The organism is Thioalkalivibrio sp. ALE20 (assembly GCF_000381405.1).
Lineage (GTDB): Bacteria > Pseudomonadota > Gammaproteobacteria > Ectothiorhodospirales > Ectothiorhodospiraceae > Thioalkalivibrio.
Genome location: NZ_KB906473.1, coordinates 219,401 through 234,841 on the forward strand (window position 1 = coordinate 219,401; position 15,441 = coordinate 234,841).

Here is a 15,441-nt window from a genome sequence, read left to right on the forward strand (position 1 = left end):
ACCGCGCCTTGTCTCGGAAAACCTGGGGTGCCAACGCGAACGTGTACATTGATCAGTGTTTCCCTGGGCTTGATGCGTTGGTACAACGGATGGTGTGCGGACCGGCTCCACTGGACGGGCCCGGGGGTGAGAGTTAGACTCAGTATAAAAATAGCCGGACACGGAATCGTGCCGGATTTCAGGGAATCGGGGGCACTCAGTAATGATTGAACGGATGCTGGAACAGCATGTTCGCTACGGGACGCTGACCCTGCGTCACCCGGATGGCACCGAGCAGCGTTTTGGCAGCGGCGAGCCGGAAGTGGTCATGCAGCTGCATGATGCCGGCGCCCTGAAGCGCATTGCGCGGGATCCCGGTTTCGAGCTGGGCGAGACCTACATGGACGGGCTGTGGTCGCCCGGTCCGGAAGGGCTGCGGGCCTTTCTTGATATGACCATGCGCAATTTTGCGCCGATGTTCCAGAAGCGGGTCGGTTTCCTGACGCGTTCGCTGCGCGCCCTCGTGGAGCAGGGCAACCGGGTGGCGCGCAGCTACAAGAACATCTCTCACCACTACGACGTGGACGAATGGCTGTTCCGGCGGTTCCTGGACGAGGGGATGTTCTACAGCTGCGCCTATTTCGCCGAGCCGGGGATGAGCCTGGAGGAGGCGCAGCAGGCCAAGTGCGAGGTCCTGCGCCAGAAACTGTGCCTGGAGCCGGGCATGCGCGTGCTGGACATCGGCTGCGGCTGGGGCGGGCTGGCGATGTATCTGGCCGAGCACGCGGATGTCCGGGTCGACGGCATCACCCTGTCGCGCGAGCAGCTGCGGGTAGCGCAGGACGAAGCGAAGCGCCGGGGTCTGGAGGACAAGGTGCGCTTCCTGTACCAGGACTATCGCGAGCACGACGATCAGTACGACCGGATCGTCAGTGTCGGCATGTTCGAACACGTGGGGCAGCCGAATTACGGCACCTTTTTCCAGCGGGTCAACGACCTGCTCAAGCCCGACGGGATCGCGGTGCTGCACACCATCGGTCGCCAGGAGCCACCGGGCACGGCCAATCCCTGGCTGAAGAAATACATCTTCCCCGGCGGTTACACCCCCGCCCTGTCCGAGGTGATGGAAGCGCTGGAGCCCACGCCGCTTTACACCACCGACATTGAATTCTGGCGGCTGCACTATGCCGAAACCCTGGCCGAATGGTACCGGCGCTTTCAGGCAGTCCGTGAAGAGGCGGCGGCCAGTTTCGACGAGCGCTTCTGCCGCATGTGGGAGTTCTATCTGGCCAGCTGCGAGGGCACTTTCCGCTGGTGGAAGCAGGTGGTGTTCCATATCCAGATGGCGCGTCGGCAGGATGCCGTTCCGCTCACCCGTGACTATCTCTGCGGGCGCGAAGACCCCGGGGTGCGTTCGGTGCCGCCGGCGAACGAGCTGATTTCTTCCGCGCGGTGAACCCCGGGCTCCGGTACGGGTCCAGTGTGGATCCCCGCCGTTCGTGACGGCGACGTGCGGGGCGTTCGAGCTTTACACTGACCGGGGATTCCGGTGTTCGGGGAGTAGGGGTGTTCCGCCTTTTTCGTCAACGCAAGTCCGAGGCATCGGGGGCCCCCGAAACGCAGGAGTCGAATCAGGACCAGGTCCTGATCGAGGCTGCGGGACGCAGCCGCATCACCGAGGTGGCGACCAGTGCCCGCAAAGTCCCGTGGTCGCTGAACCTGCTGCAGCTTCTGTGGGCGGCCGGCCCCGTGACCTTCCTCGCGATGCAGGGCGGGTATTTCCTCGGGTTCGGCCATGCGGCTCCCACCCAGAACTTCGTCTTCTTCGCGGTCTATACCCTGCTGTTCGGGGTGATCGGCCTGGTTGCGCGATTTGTCGCCGATGCGACCCGCGGGCGGCGTCAGGAGCGCTCGCAGGTCCAGCTGCGCAATACCATCGATCTGCTGCCGGATCTGCTGTTCGCGACCCGTGACCTGGCCATGGGCGAGATGACGCCGGACATGCGGCGGCGCCAGTCGGCGGCGGTGCTGCTGCACGAGGTGGAGGTCTCCCCGGAGGCGGTGGCGGTCGCGGTGCGCGAAATGACCGGCGACCCGACGCTGGCCTCCACCGCCGAGCAGATCGAGATCTATCGGCGTCTGGGGCTGCATGCGCGGGTCGCGGACCTGGTGGAGGCCACCGCCGACGCGCGCATGGCCGCGCTCGAGCGGCTGCATGCCGAGGATTCGGAGCTGGCGGAATTGCTGCGCGACCGGCTGCAGGGGGTTGCGCCGACGCGCGAGGATGGCGTGCGCCGCATCGACCAGTTTCTCGAACGCCTGTTCTCCGCAGCGGATGCGGATGACCTTACGCGCTGCACCCTGGATGATGTCCAGGCGATTGTCGTGCTCGCCTTCGAGCTGGTCAACGGCCGCCAGATCAAGCGCCTGAGTTTCGAATGGTCGGGGCCCTGGCAGCTGGGCCGGGCGCTGGACCGGCTGGAATACCAGAGCAATCGCTTCCGCGTGGCCCAGGCCGGGGTGATCAGCCGTCTCCGCTCGCTGGGGATGCTGCTGGCGCAAAGCGAGACCAGTGGCATCACCCAGCAGCATCTGCGCGAACCCCTGCCGGTCATGGGACAGCAGGTGCTGGCCGGCCTGCGGACCATGCTGGAGGCGGAGCCGGACGTGAAGAGCCCCGACGGCCGTATCCTGGGTGCCGCGATGTCGCAGGTGGAAGAACTGCGTGAAGCTCGGGACCGCCTGATGCAGGCGCAGAGCCGTTACGCCAATGCGGTGGAACGCTGGGAAAACCTGCGCCGGCGCGAACGGGACCGCAAGGGTGCTCAGCGCTGGCAGAAGCGTTCGGCCCGGCGGATCCGGGTGTCGGAGGAGCTGATCGAACTGGACGATGATCAGAAGATCCGGCTGGCCGACGGTCTGTGCGAATATCTCGAGGAGCTGCAGATCCGGCGCGAGGGCGATTTCATCTTCTTCGGCAAGAAGCCGCTGGACGGCGATACCGCCAAGCGCATCGGCATCCAGCTGGCGCTGCTGCTCGACCCGCTGGTGGAGCTGAGCAACCCCGGTATCCAGCGGGCGATCTATGCGAGTCCCGCAGCCTATCTCGGCGGGCTGTACGTGGGCATGAGCGCCGACGCCAAGGCCGGGCTGGGCTCCGCCATGGTGCGCATGGTCCGTCAGGACCTCGGGCGCGCGGCGGAGCGGCTCGCGCTGCGCCTGACCCGGGTCTACCACCTGCCGCTGACCGACGGCATGCGCGGCTTTCTCGAGACCCATTACCGGGCCAACCCCGAGCGCCTGGCGATGCTGGCGCAGAACACCGGGGACGAGTCCCACCCGGTGGCCCTGCGTGCCGAGCGCTCGCCGGAATTCGACGCGATGGTCCAGGACAAGGAATGGGGCCGCCTGCTGCGTCGTGGCGCCCGCTATCGCCAGGCCGAGGAGGTGCGGCAGACCTGAACGCCGTGCGGTCGGCCGGAGAACGCGGGTGGAAAATCAGGGGGCCCTCATGTACCCTGCGCCCCGTTCCTCGGTGCCCTGGCGGTTTCGCCGCCGGGTTAAACGGGAAGTCCGGTGAGCGCTCACGCGCGAGTCCGGCGCTGCCCCCGCAACGGTGATCGAGCGCGGATCCATTCCGGAGTCCTTCGGCAGTGGATCCTCGAGGCTGGCGGCCGAATGCCACTGTGTCATGGACACGGGAAGGCGCCGCCCGCCGGGAATCTCCCGCTCGTCAGCCCGGAGACCGGCCGGGGAATGGTCGTGCGGCACGCGGAGGGCGTGCGAGACGGATGACCGTTCCCGCCACGGGTCCCCGTACCCGTTTCCCGCCGGGAATGCGTTCCTCGTCTTCATCCCTCGCGCCGGCGCGATCCCCGTGAACCAGCGGCGTGCGGGCGGCTCGCCGGGAGATCCGAAGACATGAAACGCAGTATCCTTTCCGCAGCCATCGTTGCAGCCGTGTCCCCGGCCGTGGCCGACGAAGCGCCGGGTACCGGCCCCGATTCCGCGACCCTGGAACCCGTTCAGGTCACTGCGACCCGTCTCAGCCAGACCGTGGACGAGGCCCTGGCCTCGGTGACCGTTATCGACCGCGAAGAGATCGAACGCCTGCAACCGCGCCAGTTCACCGATCTGGTGGAGGGGCGCGCCGGGGTCTCCGTCTCCAGCGCCGGCCCGTTCGGCAAGCAGTCCAGCGTGCGCCTGCGTGGCACCGAATCCGATCACCACCTGATGCTGATCGACGGCGTGCGCATGGGCTCGGCCACCACCGGCGGTGCCAGCTGGCAGTTCCTGCCGCCCGAGGAGATCGACCGCGTGGAGATCGTGCGCGGGCCGCGCACCTCCATCTACGGCTCCGATGCCATCGGCGGGGTGACCCAGGTCTTCAGCCGCGCGGGCCGCGAAGGTCCGCCGCGGGTCAATGCCTTCCTCGGCGCCGGCAGCTTCAGCACCTGGGAGGCCGGGCTCGGCGTGGCCGGCGGCACCGGGCGCACCGATTACAGCCTGTCCGTGAGCATGTATGACACCGAAGGCATCAATGTCCAGGATGACATGGGTGATGACGATCCCGACGGCTATGACAACACCTCGCTGGCCGGCAAGGTTGCTCACCGCCTCGACAACGGGATCGAACTCTTCGGCAATCTCCTCTATTCCGAAGGTAACACTGAAGTCGACGCTTTCAGTACGGATGAGACGGATTTTGTTCACGGGGCAGTGCAGGCCGGAGTCCGTTTCCCGGTCCTGGAGCAATGGGATACGGAGCTTGCCTATGCTCAAAGCCGTGACGAAAACGAAAATTTCGAAAACGGGGTTGCCGACTCCCGTTTCGACACCCGGCGGGATCAGCTGACCTGGCGTAACGATGTCCGCCTGGGTGAACGCACCGACCTGATCGCCGGGGTGGATGCCTACGAAGATCGGGTCGACAGTAACGAAGATTTTGATGAGGATTCGCGCTACAACGTAGGCGTCTATTCAGTCGTGCGCACCGAGCTCGGCAACCATGATCTGGAAGGCTCGCTGCGCTACGACGACAACGAGCAGTTCGGTGACAAGACCACCGGTCAGGTCGCCTGGGGCATGCAGGCTACCGACGCTCTGCGGCTGCGCGCCAGCTATGGCACCGCCTTCAAGGCGCCGACCTTCAATGACCTTTACTGGCCCGATGAGGGGTGGTTCCGAGGTAATCCGGACCTTGCCCCGGAAGAATCGGGAACATTTGAACTGGGCGGGAGGTATTCAGCCAGTCTTGCCTATGTGGATGTGGCGGTGTTCGAAACCAGGGTCGATGACCTTATTGTGAACCGCTGCGTGGCGAATTGTGATGATGGCAATCCGTTTAGTGATGTCTATGAGCCAGGCAATGTCGAAAACGCGCGGATTCAAGGAATGGAAATCGAAGGTGGGCATGACCTTGGCCCGTGGAATTCGCGGGTCTCGCTGACCCTGCTGGACGCCGAGGACCGGGACACGGGGAATGAGCTGGCGCGCCGGGCGCCGGTCTCGGCCCGCTTCGATCTGGATCGTCAAATTGGCGATTTCTCCGTGGGCGGTACGATCCTCGCCCGTAGCCGGACTTACGACGATGCCAGCAACGAAGAACGGCTTTCGGGCTACGGCACCATGAACCTGCGTGCGGCGTATGCCCTCGACCCCGAATGGACGGTCGAAGGCTCCCTGACCAACGTCTTCGACCGGGATTACGAGACCCAGGGTGGTTTCAATACCCCGGGCCGCGCCGCGTTCGTGAAACTGCGTTATCAGCAGCAGAGGTAAGGTCATGGGCAATCGACTGTCGAAGATCGCGACCCGCACGGGTGACGAGGGGCGTACCGGCCTGGGTGACGGTTCGCGCGTGGACAAGGACTCGCATCGCGTCGAAGCCTTTGGTGACGTGGACGAGCTGAACAGCGTCATCGGGCGGGTGCTGGTGCACGAGCTGCCCGAGGACGTACGGCGTTCGCTGTCGCTGATCCAGCATGAGCTGTTCGACCTGGGCGCGGAGCTGGCGGTGCCGGGGCATCAGGCGCTGCCGGAGGCGTCGGTGGAGCGCCTCGATGTCGAGCTCGACGGCTTCAATGACGAGCTGCCGCCGCTGGAGGAGTTCATCCTCCCGGGCGGTGGCCCGGCCACCGCGGATTGCCATATTGCCCGCACCGTCTGCCGCCGCGCCGAGCGGCGGCTGGTCGCGGTCAATCACCACGAGGCCCTGCGGCCCAGCTCGCTGGCTTACCTCAACCGCCTGTCGGATCTGCTGTTCGTGCTGTGCCGGGTGCTGGCGCGCCACGAGAACGGTTCCGAGGTCCTGTGGCAGCCCGCCGCTCGGCGCGAGGCCTCCGGCGGCTGATTCTGCCCGCGGCGTCGTGATGACGGATCCGCGACGGCCCCGATCGACAGTAATGCCGCGACGCTGACGCGACCCGCGGCCGCTCCCCTTTTATCCACGCTCCGTCGGGACGCCTCGAGTGTCCCGGCGGCAGTGTGTGCACGTATCCGGGTGTTGAATGATGAGTACATGGAAAAAACGCTACCCCCTGTTGCTGGCGCTACTGCTGCCGGGGGTTCCGGCGGCGGACACGGACGCGTCCCCGCATATCCTCGGCATCGTCTCGGATCGCTCCGCCGCCGAGGTCACGGCCGGGGCGCATCGTTTCCTCGAGGCCTTCCCCGAATCCGACGTGCGCCTGCGTACGCCGGAGCAGCTGGCCGACAAGGATGACTCCGAGGTCACCGCGTTGTGGGAGGACGCGGACGCCGTGCTGGTGGCGGCGGTGCTGGGCGACGAGGTCGGCCGGCTGACGCGGCTGCTGCGCGAGCGCGGTCCGGATGCCGAAGTGCCGCTGCTGGCGATCAACAGCGACCGGCAGCTGACGGCGCTGACCCGGTTGCGGGGCGAGCGCGTGCTGGCCGGCCTGGAAGCCGACGAGCGGACCGAGCTGGCGACCAATCCGGATGCCGACGAGGATCCGCGCGAACACCTGCGGGAACAGCGGCAGGCGTTTCCCGAACAGGCCGGCTGGCTCACCGGCCGGGCGTATTACCAGGGGCGTACGCCGGAGAGCATGGAGGGCCTGATGCGCTGGCTGGCCGCCGAGGCCGGCCACGACATCGACGTGCCGCAGCCGGATCCGCGCGAGACCATCCGTTTCTACCACGACGGCCGCGCGGTGGATGACGCCGCCGCAATGGATCTGGATGAACGCCCGGCGGTCGCCCTGCTGGACCTGGACACCGGCGACCGGCCGGGGGACCGTGCACTGCTGGATGCCGCCTGCGACGCGCTGGAATCGCGCGATCTGCAGTGCTTCGGCGTGCTGGCGCGCTGGGGCGGCGCCAGCCGGCAGGCGGTGGAGGACCTGGCGCAGTCGGCGGCACCCGCCGATCTCGCCGGCATCGTCTCCCTGCAGGACTTCGTGATCGGGGGCGGCGGTAATCGCGAGGCGGTTGCCGGGGCGCTGGGCGAGCTGGACGTGCCGGTGGTCAAGGGCCTGCGCCTGGCCTCGCGGAGCGAGGATGAATGGCGGGTCGCGCATGACGGCATCCCCTGGGACAGCATCCACTACCAGGTCGCCATGCCCGAACTGCAGGGCGTGAGCCAGCCCACGGTGCTGGCCGCCGCCGGCGAGCCCGAGATCGACGACCGCACCGGCGTGCGCCTGATGCTCTCCGAGCCGATCCGGGAACGGGTCGACGCGGTGGCCGAACGCATGGCCCGCTGGCAGCGCCTGCGCGAGCGCTCCAATGCCGACAAGCGCGTGGCCATCGTCTACTACAACCATCCGCCGGGGCGCCACAACATCGGCGCCGACAAGCTGGATGTCCCCGAGTCGCTGCTGGAGACCCTGGATCTGCTGCGCGACGCGGGCTACGACACCGGGGATCACCCGGAAGATGCCGAGGCCCTGCTGGACGATATCCAGGATCGCGGCGTCAACCTGCCCGAACATGCCGACGCGGCCGCCGACATCGCCGGCCGCGTGGCCAGCCTGGATGCGGAGACTTATCGTTCCTGGTTCGAGACCCTGCCGGAGACCGTACAGGCCGAACTGGTGCACGGTCCGGTGGGCTATCTGCACGAGCGGCTGCTCAAGGCCCGCGAACTGGGCGCGACCGACGCCGCCGAGCGCGCGCTGGAGAACGGCATCGGCGATCTGCGCCACATGGTGCAGAACTACTCGCATGACGCGCAGCAGCGTGCGCAGTCACTGATCGACCAGCTGGAGCGCGAGTGGGAGGCGCTGCTGGACGGCGGCGGCGACCTGGCGCAGGCGGAATCCCTGCGCGACGCCCTCACGCGCACCGGCATCCCGGGCCTGAGCGGCTGGGGCGAACCCCCGGGCGAGGCCATGACCCACGACGGGGCGATGCATTTCCCCGGGATCGAATACGGCAACGTGTTCATCGGCCCACAGCCGCCGCGGGGCTGGGAAGTCAGCGAGCGCCTGCTGCACGCCAACACCACGTTCCCGCCCACCCATCAGTACGTGGGCTTCTACCACTGGCTGCGCGACCATTTCGAGGCGGATGCGCTGGTCTACATGGGGCGCCACTCCACCCGCGAATTCCTGCCGCGGCGCCGCGCCGGGCTGGCCCCGGACGACTATCCGGAACTCCTCGGCGGCCCGTTGCCGGTGCTGTATCCCTACATCGTCGATGGCGTGGGCGAGGGCATCCAGGCCAAGCGTCGCGCCCAGGGCGTGATCATCAGCCATCTGACGCCGGCGCTGGCGACCACCGAGCTCTACGACGACCTGCTGGAACTGCGCCAGCTGGTCGAAAGCTACGAGGCGAGCACCGATCCGAATTCGCCGACTCAGGCCCGGGCCGCGGAGACGCTGCTGGCCCGCATCGAGGAGCTTGGTCTGAGCGAGACCATCGAGGAGGCGATGGATGCCCACGACCACAGCCATGATCACGATCATGCGCATGATGGTGGTGACGACCACGGCCATGACCATGACCACGGCCATGACCATGATCACGGGCATGACCACGACCACGGGCATGACCACGACCACGGGCATGACCACGACCACGGCCATGACCACGATCACGGGCATGACCACGATCACGGGCATGACCACGACCACGGACATGACCACGACCACGGACATGACCACGACCACGGACATGACCACGACCACGGACATGACCATGATCCGGCTCACGAGGGTGGTCTGGCGGACCTCGACGAGGAGTTGATGGTCCACGACATCGGTCACTGGGTGACCGACATGCAGGAGGAGCACATGCCCCTCGGACTGCATGTGCTGGCCCGCGACTGGGATGGCGAGGCCGTGGACACCATGCTCGATTCCATGGCCGGCGACGCGGAGCCGGACGCGGCGATGCGCGAAGACCTGGAGGGCTCGCCAGCCAATGAGGGAGCGAACCTGCTGGCCGGGCTCGAGGGCCGCTTCGTGCCGCCGAGCCGCGGCAACGATCCGGTGCGCACCCCGGATGTGCTGCCCACCGGGCGCAATTTCCACGCCCTGTCCTCCGATCTGGTGCCCACTCGCATCGCCTGGAGCCTGGGCCAGGACCTGGCCGCGGATGCCCGCGAGCAGGGCGACCCCGAAGCCGAAGGCAGCGAGGCCGTGGTGCTGTGGGCCTCCGACACCGTGCGCGACGAAGGCGTGATGGTGGCCTTCGGACTCGACATGCTGGGGGTGAAGCCCGAGTGGAACAGCCGCGGGATCGTCGAGGGCCTGAAGCTGATGGATCTCGACGAGGCCGATCGTGAGCGTCGCCGGGACGCCCTGTTCACCACCTCGGGCCTGTTCCGCGACCTCTACGAGGATCAGCTGGTCTGGCTGGACCAGGCCGCGCGCCTGGCCCTGGACGGCTCGTCGAAGACCATCCGCGCCGAATATCCCCACCTGGACGAAGCACTGGACGAGGCCCTGAAACCCCTGGGCGAGGACCTGAGGGATCCGGGCCGGGAGCCGCTGGAGCGCAACGACGTGGCGAGCCAGTGGGTGGCCGATACCCGGGCGCTGAAATCCGATGGCGTGGAGGCGGTCGAGGCCGGCCGTCAGGCCGCGCTGCGGGTGTTCGGCACCGCGCCGGGGGCCTATGGCGCCGGGGTGAACCGTCTGGCCGACCGCTCCGGGGCCTGGGAGGATCGCGCCGAGCTGGCCGACGCCTATGCCCGGCGCATGGGGCATGCCTATGGCGCCGGGACCCGCGGCGAGCCCGCCCACGAGGCCTTCGATGCGCGCCTGGAAGGCGTGGGCCGCACCTATCTGGGCCGCGCCAGCCATCTCTACGGCCTGCTCGACAACGACGACGGCTTCGACTTCCAGGGCGGTCTGTCGGCCGCGGTGGAACACGCCCGCGGATCCCCGCCGGACAATCGCATCCTGCAGCATGCCGACTCCGACAACCCGCGCGTTGAGAGCCTGCAGCGTGCGCTGATGACCGAGCTGCACGGGCAGAATCTGAACCCGCAGTGGATCGAGCCGCTGATGGACCACGGCTATGCCGGGGCGCGGACCTTCACCGCCGATTTCGTCAACAACCTGTGGGGCTGGCAGGTAACCAGTCCCCACGTGATCGGCTCCGAAGCCTGGGACCACGTGCACGACGTCTACCTGCAGGACCGGCACGACCTGGGGCTCGACGAGTTCCTGGAAGATGGCCACAAGGTGCACGTGAAGACGCACATGCAGGCCACGCTGCTGGTGGCCGCGAGCCGCGAGTTCTGGGACGCCGATCCCGAGGTCCTGGAGGCGCTGTCCGAGGACTTCGCCGAACTGGTGGCCGAGCACGGCCTGCCCGGCAGCGGTCATACGCGGCCGGATCACCCCGTGCTCGACGAAGTCGCCGAACGCCTGGACGACGCGGAACTGGCCGAGGCCTTCGACGCCGTGCGCGAGGCCGCGCAGATCGAACGCGAGCCCGCCGAGACCGACCCGGCGCGCATGGCCGAGATCCAGCCGCTGGAACAGCCGGATGCCCGCGAGATGCAGGAGGCCCCGGAGCCGGCCGAGGTCGAGGCGGCGGAGGCCGAGGACCGCCGCGAATCGGGCGAGGCGCGCGCCATGCCGTGGCTCTCCTGGCTGGTCTCCGGGGCCCTGTTCGTGCTGCTGCTCGGAGGCATCGTCGCCGGTCGGCGCCGTTAAGGAAGCGCTGAACAAAAATTGATGAGGTAACGCGAATGTCGTTCTCGATCACGATGGAACTGATGGACACGGTGGTGAGCTGGCTGCTGGAGCCGGTGATCATCGGCTTGCTGGTGCTGGTCGCGGTGGCCGTCTGGGAGCTGGGACAGGCCATCGGCGAGCGTACCGGCGGAGTGCGGCGCCTGGAGGCCAGCGGCAATGCCGAGCGGCTGGCGTTTCTGGCGCGGCGGCGCATCGACCGTGCCGACCTCCTGGCGCGTATCGGCCCGATGCTGGGGCTGATGGGGACGCTGATCCCGCTGGGACCGGGGCTGGCGGCCATGGGCCGGGGCGAACTCGACGTACTGGCGCAGGCGGTGACCGTGGCCTTCAACACCACGGTCCTGGGGCTGCTGATCGGTATCCTCGGCTTCCTGCTCGGCCGCCTGCGCCGGCGCTGGTATGACGGCGCGATGGAACGCATGGAGGCCGCATGAGGGTCCCGCACTACCGCGCCAGCCGGTTCGACGCGCCGGACGAGGAACCCATGGGGCCGCTGGCTAACCTCGCGGACATCATGCTGGTGTTCGCGGTCGGCCTGATCGTGGCCCTGGTGGCCGCCGACGACGGACTGGAACAGCAGGAAGCCGGCGGCGTGGACGTCGAGGCCGGCGAGGAGGTTCCCGAACTGCCCGACGGCGCCGGCGAGGCCGGCTCCGGTTTCGAATCCATGGGCCAGGTCTACCGCGACCCGGAGACCGGCCGCATGCTGTTGATCGAGGGTGGCGACTGAGTACACCCGAGCCGGCCGCCCAATGGCCGCAAACCCAATCGAGGAACAGGACCATGAGTGATCAGGACGAACGCGCGCGCCGCCACGCCGAGCGCATGGCGCGCAAGAAGGAAGTGGTGGACCGCAAGATCGCCGAGGCGCAGGAGGAACGCGGCGTGTTCCTGGTGCTGACCGGCAACGGCAAGGGCAAGAGCTCCTCCGGTTTCGGGATGGCGGCGCGCGCGCTGGGCCACGACATGCAGGTGGGCATCGTGCAGTTCATCAAGGGCCGTTTCGCCACCGGCGAGGAGGCCTTCTTCAAGCGCCAGGACAACGTGCAGTACCACGTGATGGGCGAGGGCTACACCTGGGAGACCCAGGATCGCGAGAAGGACGGCGAGGCCGCGCGCGAGGCTTGGGCCCACGCCCGCGACATGCTGACCGATCCGGCCATCGACCTGGTGCTGCTGGACGAGCTGCACATCGCGCTGAAGTACGGCTATCTGGATGTCGACGAGGTGGTGCGGGACCTTACCGCGCGCCCTGAGATGCAGCACGTGATCACCACCGGCCGCGCGGCCCCGCAGGGCCTGATCGACGCCGCCGACACGGTCAGCGAGATCGGCGTGGTCAAGCACGCCTTCCAGGCCGGCATCAAGGCGCAGAAGGGAATCGAGCTGTGACACGGCGGACGCTGCGGGCAGCCATGGCGCTGCGCTACTATCAGGGGGATGACGGCCCGAACCGGAGACTCCAGCATGGGCAACCCGCAACCCGCACAGATGGATGCCGACGCCTTTCTGGCGTGGGAGGCCGAACAGCCGGAGAAGCACGAGTTCGTGGCCGGCGAGGTCTTTGCGATGGGCGGGGCCTCGGATCGGCACGTGACGATCTCGCTCAATGTGGCTTCAGCCCTGCGCGAACACCTGCGCGGCGGACCCTGCCGGACCTTCATCGCGGACATGAAGCTGCGGGTGGAAGCGGCCGATGCCTTCTTCTATCCGGACGTGATGGTCACCTGCGATCCGCAGGACCGGGGGCGCGAGCAGTACAAGCAGGCCCCGCTGCTGGTGGTGGAGGTCCTGTCGCCGTCGACCGAGGCCTTCGACCGAGGGGCGAAGTTTGCCGCCTACCGCTCCCTGGCCTCGCTGCAGGAATACCTGATGATCGACCCGGCCAGTGGCGCGGTGGAGCTCTACCGGCGCGACCCGGAGGATCACTGGGTGCTGTACACGCACGATCCACGCGATTCCATGGAGGATACTGTGGAGTTGCGCAGCGTCGGCCTGACACTGGAAGGCGGGCGCATCTTCGAGGACGCACCGCCGGATACCGAGCCCCCTATGAGCGAGGCCTGACCGCGCGCGGTCTTTGGCCGGACGGGCACCGGGCCCGGCAGGCGGCCGGCCTGCAGGCGGAGGTGTCGGCATGAGTGCCCCGGTGAGCTGCCCGGCCGCGTTCGTGGCGGCGCCGGCTTCGGGCCAGGGCAAGACCACGGTCACCGCCGCGATCGCGCGTTACCACCGCAACCAGGGGCGCCGGGTGCGGGTGTTCAAGACCGGCCCGGATTTCCTCGATCCGATGATCCTGGAGCAGGCCTCCGGGCATCCGGTGGATCCGCTGCATCTGTGGATGGTGGGCGAGGCGGCCTGCCGGGCGAAGCTGCATGCCGCCGCGCAGGATGCCGACCTGATCCTGGTCGAGGGCTCCATGGGCCTGTTCGACGGCGACCCTTCGGGTGCCGATCTGGCGGTGGCCTTCGGCTTGCCGGTGCTGGCGCTGGTGGATGCCGGCGGCATGGCCCAGACCTTCGGCGCCATCGTGCACGGGCTGGCGACCTGGCGCCCGGAGATGCCACTGGCCGGGGTGATCGCCAACCGCACCGGCAGCCCGGGGCACGGGCGCATGCTGCGCGATGCGACCCCGGATGGCGTGCATTTCTTTGGCGCGATCCAGCGCAACGAGGCCCTGAGTGTGCCCGATCGCCACCTCGGGCTGGTGCAGGCCGGCGAGGTCGCCGACCTGGACGCCCGTCTGGAGGCCGCCGCGCAGGCGATCGCCGAGGCCGGGGTGACCGAGCTGCCGGCCCCGGTGGCGTTCGCCCCCGAAGCGGACGCCGGTGCGGAGCCCGACTCGCACCCCGGGAGCGAGCGGGCCCCGCGGCTGGACGGGCTGCGCATCGGCATCGCCCGCGACGCGGCGTTCGCCTTCACCTATCCGGGCAACCTCGAGTTCCTGCGCACACAGGGCGCGCGGCTGGAGTTCTTCTCCCCGGTGGCCGGCGATCGCCTGCCCGAGGTGGATGCGGTGTGGCTGCCGGGCGGCTATCCCGAGCTGCACCTCGATGCACTGGCGGCCAACACCGGCCTGAAGGCGGACCTGGCCGCGCACCACGGGGCCGGCCGGCCGATCCTGGCCGAGTGCGGCGGCTTCCTCTACCTGTTGGAAGAGCTGGCGGACCGCGACGGCCACGGCGCGCCGATGGCCGGTCTGCTGCCGGGGCATGCGCGTCTGGAGGACAAGCTGCAGGGCCTCGGGCTGCAGGCCGCGCCGCTGCCCGAGGGCGAGCTGCGCGGCCATACCTTCCACCACACCCGGGCCGAGGTCGGGCTGGAACCTGTCGCGCACTGCACCCGTGCCCGCGGCGCCGGTTCCACCGGCGAGGCGGTCTACCGCGATGGCCGGCTGACCGCAACCTATCTGCACGCCTGGTTCCCCTCCAATCCGGAGGCGGCCGCGGCCCTGTTCGCGTCATGAGCCGGGTGTTCACGGACAGCACGCCGGCCGCCGGCCGCGTGGATCTGGTCGGCGCCGGGCCGGGTGATCCCGGGCTGCTGACGCTGGACGCGGCCGCGGCGTTGCGCGACGCCGAGGTGTTGCTGCACGACCGCCTGATCCCCGAGGCGATCCTCGCGATGGCCAGTCCGCAGGCCGAACGCTGCTACGTGGGCAAGGCGCGCTCCAACCACAGCCTGCGCCAGGAGGAGCTGAACGCGCTGATGATCGAGCGCGCCCGCGAGGGGCGTTACGTGGTGCGGCTGAAGGGTGGGGACCCGTATGTCTTCGGCCGTGGTGGCGAGGAGGCGGCGGCGCTGGCGGCGGCCGGCATCCCGGTGCGGGTCATCCCCGGCATCAGCGCGGCCGGCGGCTGCGCGGCGTTCGCCGGCATCCCGCTGACCCACCGCGATCATGCCCATCGCTGCCAGTTCGTGACCGCGCACCGGCGCAACGGCAGTACCGAGCTGGACTGGGAGGCGCTGGCCGCCCCGCGACAGACAGTGGTGATCTACATGGGGCTGAACCCGCTGGCGGAGATCTGTGCCGGGCTGGTCGCCGCCGGCGCCCCGGCCACGCGGCCCGCCGCCATCATCGAGCACGGGACCCGGCCGGGGCAGCGCGTGGTCGCCGGCACCCTGGGGAACCTGCCCGGGCGCACCGCGGCGCTGGCGCTGGAGTCGCCCAGCCTGCTGATCGTGGGCGACGTGGTGGGCGAACGCGCCCGGCTGACCGGCGATGCTTCCGGGGCGCCCGCGATGGACCTCGGCGCGGTTGACGGGATCCATGGTTGAGCCCATGGCCGAG

At 68.6% G+C, this 15,441-nt stretch carries 11 protein-coding genes and 1 riboswitch; all 11 genes read left to right on the top strand.

Annotated features, from left to right (window positions below; all coding sequences use genetic code 11):
- Window positions 1-202: 202 nt before the first annotated feature.
- The 11 genes from F790_RS0106590 (at window position 203) to cobA (ending at window position 15,428) form a co-directional block, all read left to right on the top strand.
- Window positions 203-1,435, top strand: coding sequence for a class I SAM-dependent methyltransferase (locus tag F790_RS0106590; protein ID WP_019591163.1), 1,233 nt, complete (start codon window positions 203-205; stop codon window positions 1,433-1,435).
- Between the two features lie 110 nt (window positions 1,436-1,545).
- Window positions 1,546-3,441, top strand: coding sequence for a hypothetical protein (locus F790_RS0106595; protein ID WP_019591164.1), 1,896 nt, complete (start codon window positions 1,546-1,548; stop codon window positions 3,439-3,441).
- A gap of 54 nt (window positions 3,442-3,495) precedes the next feature.
- A riboswitch (cobalamin riboswitch) is annotated at window positions 3,496-3,748 on the top strand.
- Window positions 3,749-3,900: 152 nt separating this feature from the next.
- Window positions 3,901-5,760, top strand: a complete 1,860-nt coding sequence (locus tag F790_RS0106600; protein ID WP_019591165.1) for a TonB-dependent receptor domain-containing protein — start codon at window positions 3,901-3,903, stop codon at window positions 5,758-5,760.
- A gap of 4 nt (window positions 5,761-5,764) precedes the next feature.
- Entirely contained in the window at window positions 5,765-6,331 is a 567-nt protein-coding gene (locus tag F790_RS0106605) for a cob(I)yrinic acid a,c-diamide adenosyltransferase (RefSeq protein WP_019591166.1), read from the top strand.
- A 190-nt stretch (window positions 6,332-6,521) separates the two neighbouring features.
- Complete coding sequence (locus F790_RS0106610) at window positions 6,522-11,108, top strand: cobaltochelatase subunit CobN (protein WP_019591167.1); 4,587 nt, start codon at window positions 6,522-6,524, stop codon at window positions 11,106-11,108.
- A 35-nt stretch (window positions 11,109-11,143) separates the two neighbouring features.
- Window positions 11,144-11,584: a MotA/TolQ/ExbB proton channel family protein gene (locus F790_RS0106615; RefSeq protein ID WP_019569714.1), complete on the top strand. Its 441-nt coding sequence runs from the start codon at window positions 11,144-11,146 to the stop codon at window positions 11,582-11,584.
- Window positions 11,581-11,880 carry a DUF2149 domain-containing protein gene (locus tag F790_RS0106620; protein WP_018870223.1) on the top strand — a complete coding sequence of 100 codons (300 nt, stop codon included), beginning with the start codon at window positions 11,581-11,583 and terminating at the stop codon, window positions 11,878-11,880. The genes F790_RS0106615 and F790_RS0106620 overlap by 4 nt, the downstream gene beginning before the upstream one ends.
- Window positions 11,881-11,933: 53 nt before the next feature.
- Complete coding sequence (gene cobO / locus F790_RS0106625; RefSeq protein ID WP_019589707.1) at window positions 11,934-12,542, top strand: cob(I)yrinic acid a,c-diamide adenosyltransferase; 609 nt, start codon at window positions 11,934-11,936, stop codon at window positions 12,540-12,542.
- A 75-nt stretch (window positions 12,543-12,617) separates the two neighbouring features.
- Window positions 12,618-13,217 (top strand): Uma2 family endonuclease, encoded by a 600-nt coding sequence (locus F790_RS0106630; RefSeq protein ID WP_019569716.1) that lies wholly within the window; start codon window positions 12,618-12,620, stop codon window positions 13,215-13,217.
- A 70-nt stretch (window positions 13,218-13,287) separates the two neighbouring features.
- Window positions 13,288-14,616: a cobyrinate a,c-diamide synthase gene (locus tag F790_RS0106635; RefSeq protein WP_019591168.1), complete on the top strand. Its 1,329-nt coding sequence runs from the start codon at window positions 13,288-13,290 to the stop codon at window positions 14,614-14,616.
- Window positions 14,613-15,428, top strand: coding sequence for a uroporphyrinogen-III C-methyltransferase (cobA, locus tag F790_RS0106640; RefSeq protein WP_019591169.1), 816 nt, complete (start codon window positions 14,613-14,615; stop codon window positions 15,426-15,428). Before F790_RS0106635 ends, cobA begins: the two co-directional genes overlap by 4 nt.
- Window positions 15,429-15,441 lie beyond the last annotated feature (13 nt).

Excerpts from the sequence above, each read along its gene's own strand:
- cobA (WP_019591169.1), top strand. The coding sequence starts at position 14,613 with ATGAGCCGGGTGTTCACGGACAGCACGCCGGCCGCCGGCCGCGTGGAT.
- cobO (WP_019589707.1), top strand. The coding sequence starts at position 11,934 with ATGAGTGATCAGGACGAACGCGCGCGCCGCCACGCCGAGCGCATGGCG.
- F790_RS0106635 (WP_019591168.1), top strand. The coding sequence starts at position 13,288 with ATGAGTGCCCCGGTGAGCTGCCCGGCCGCGTTCGTGGCGGCGCCGGCT.
- F790_RS0106590 (WP_019591163.1), top strand. The coding sequence starts at position 203 with ATGATTGAACGGATGCTGGAACAGCATGTTCGCTACGGGACGCTGACC.
- F790_RS0106630 (WP_019569716.1), top strand. The coding sequence starts at position 12,618 with ATGGGCAACCCGCAACCCGCACAGATGGATGCCGACGCCTTTCTGGCG.
- F790_RS0106605 (WP_019591166.1), top strand. The coding sequence starts at position 5,765 with ATGGGCAATCGACTGTCGAAGATCGCGACCCGCACGGGTGACGAGGGG.
- F790_RS0106615 (WP_019569714.1), top strand. The coding sequence starts at position 11,144 with ATGTCGTTCTCGATCACGATGGAACTGATGGACACGGTGGTGAGCTGG.
- F790_RS0106620 (WP_018870223.1), top strand. The coding sequence starts at position 11,581 with ATGAGGGTCCCGCACTACCGCGCCAGCCGGTTCGACGCGCCGGACGAG.
- F790_RS0106600 (WP_019591165.1), top strand. The coding sequence starts at position 3,901 with ATGAAACGCAGTATCCTTTCCGCAGCCATCGTTGCAGCCGTGTCCCCG.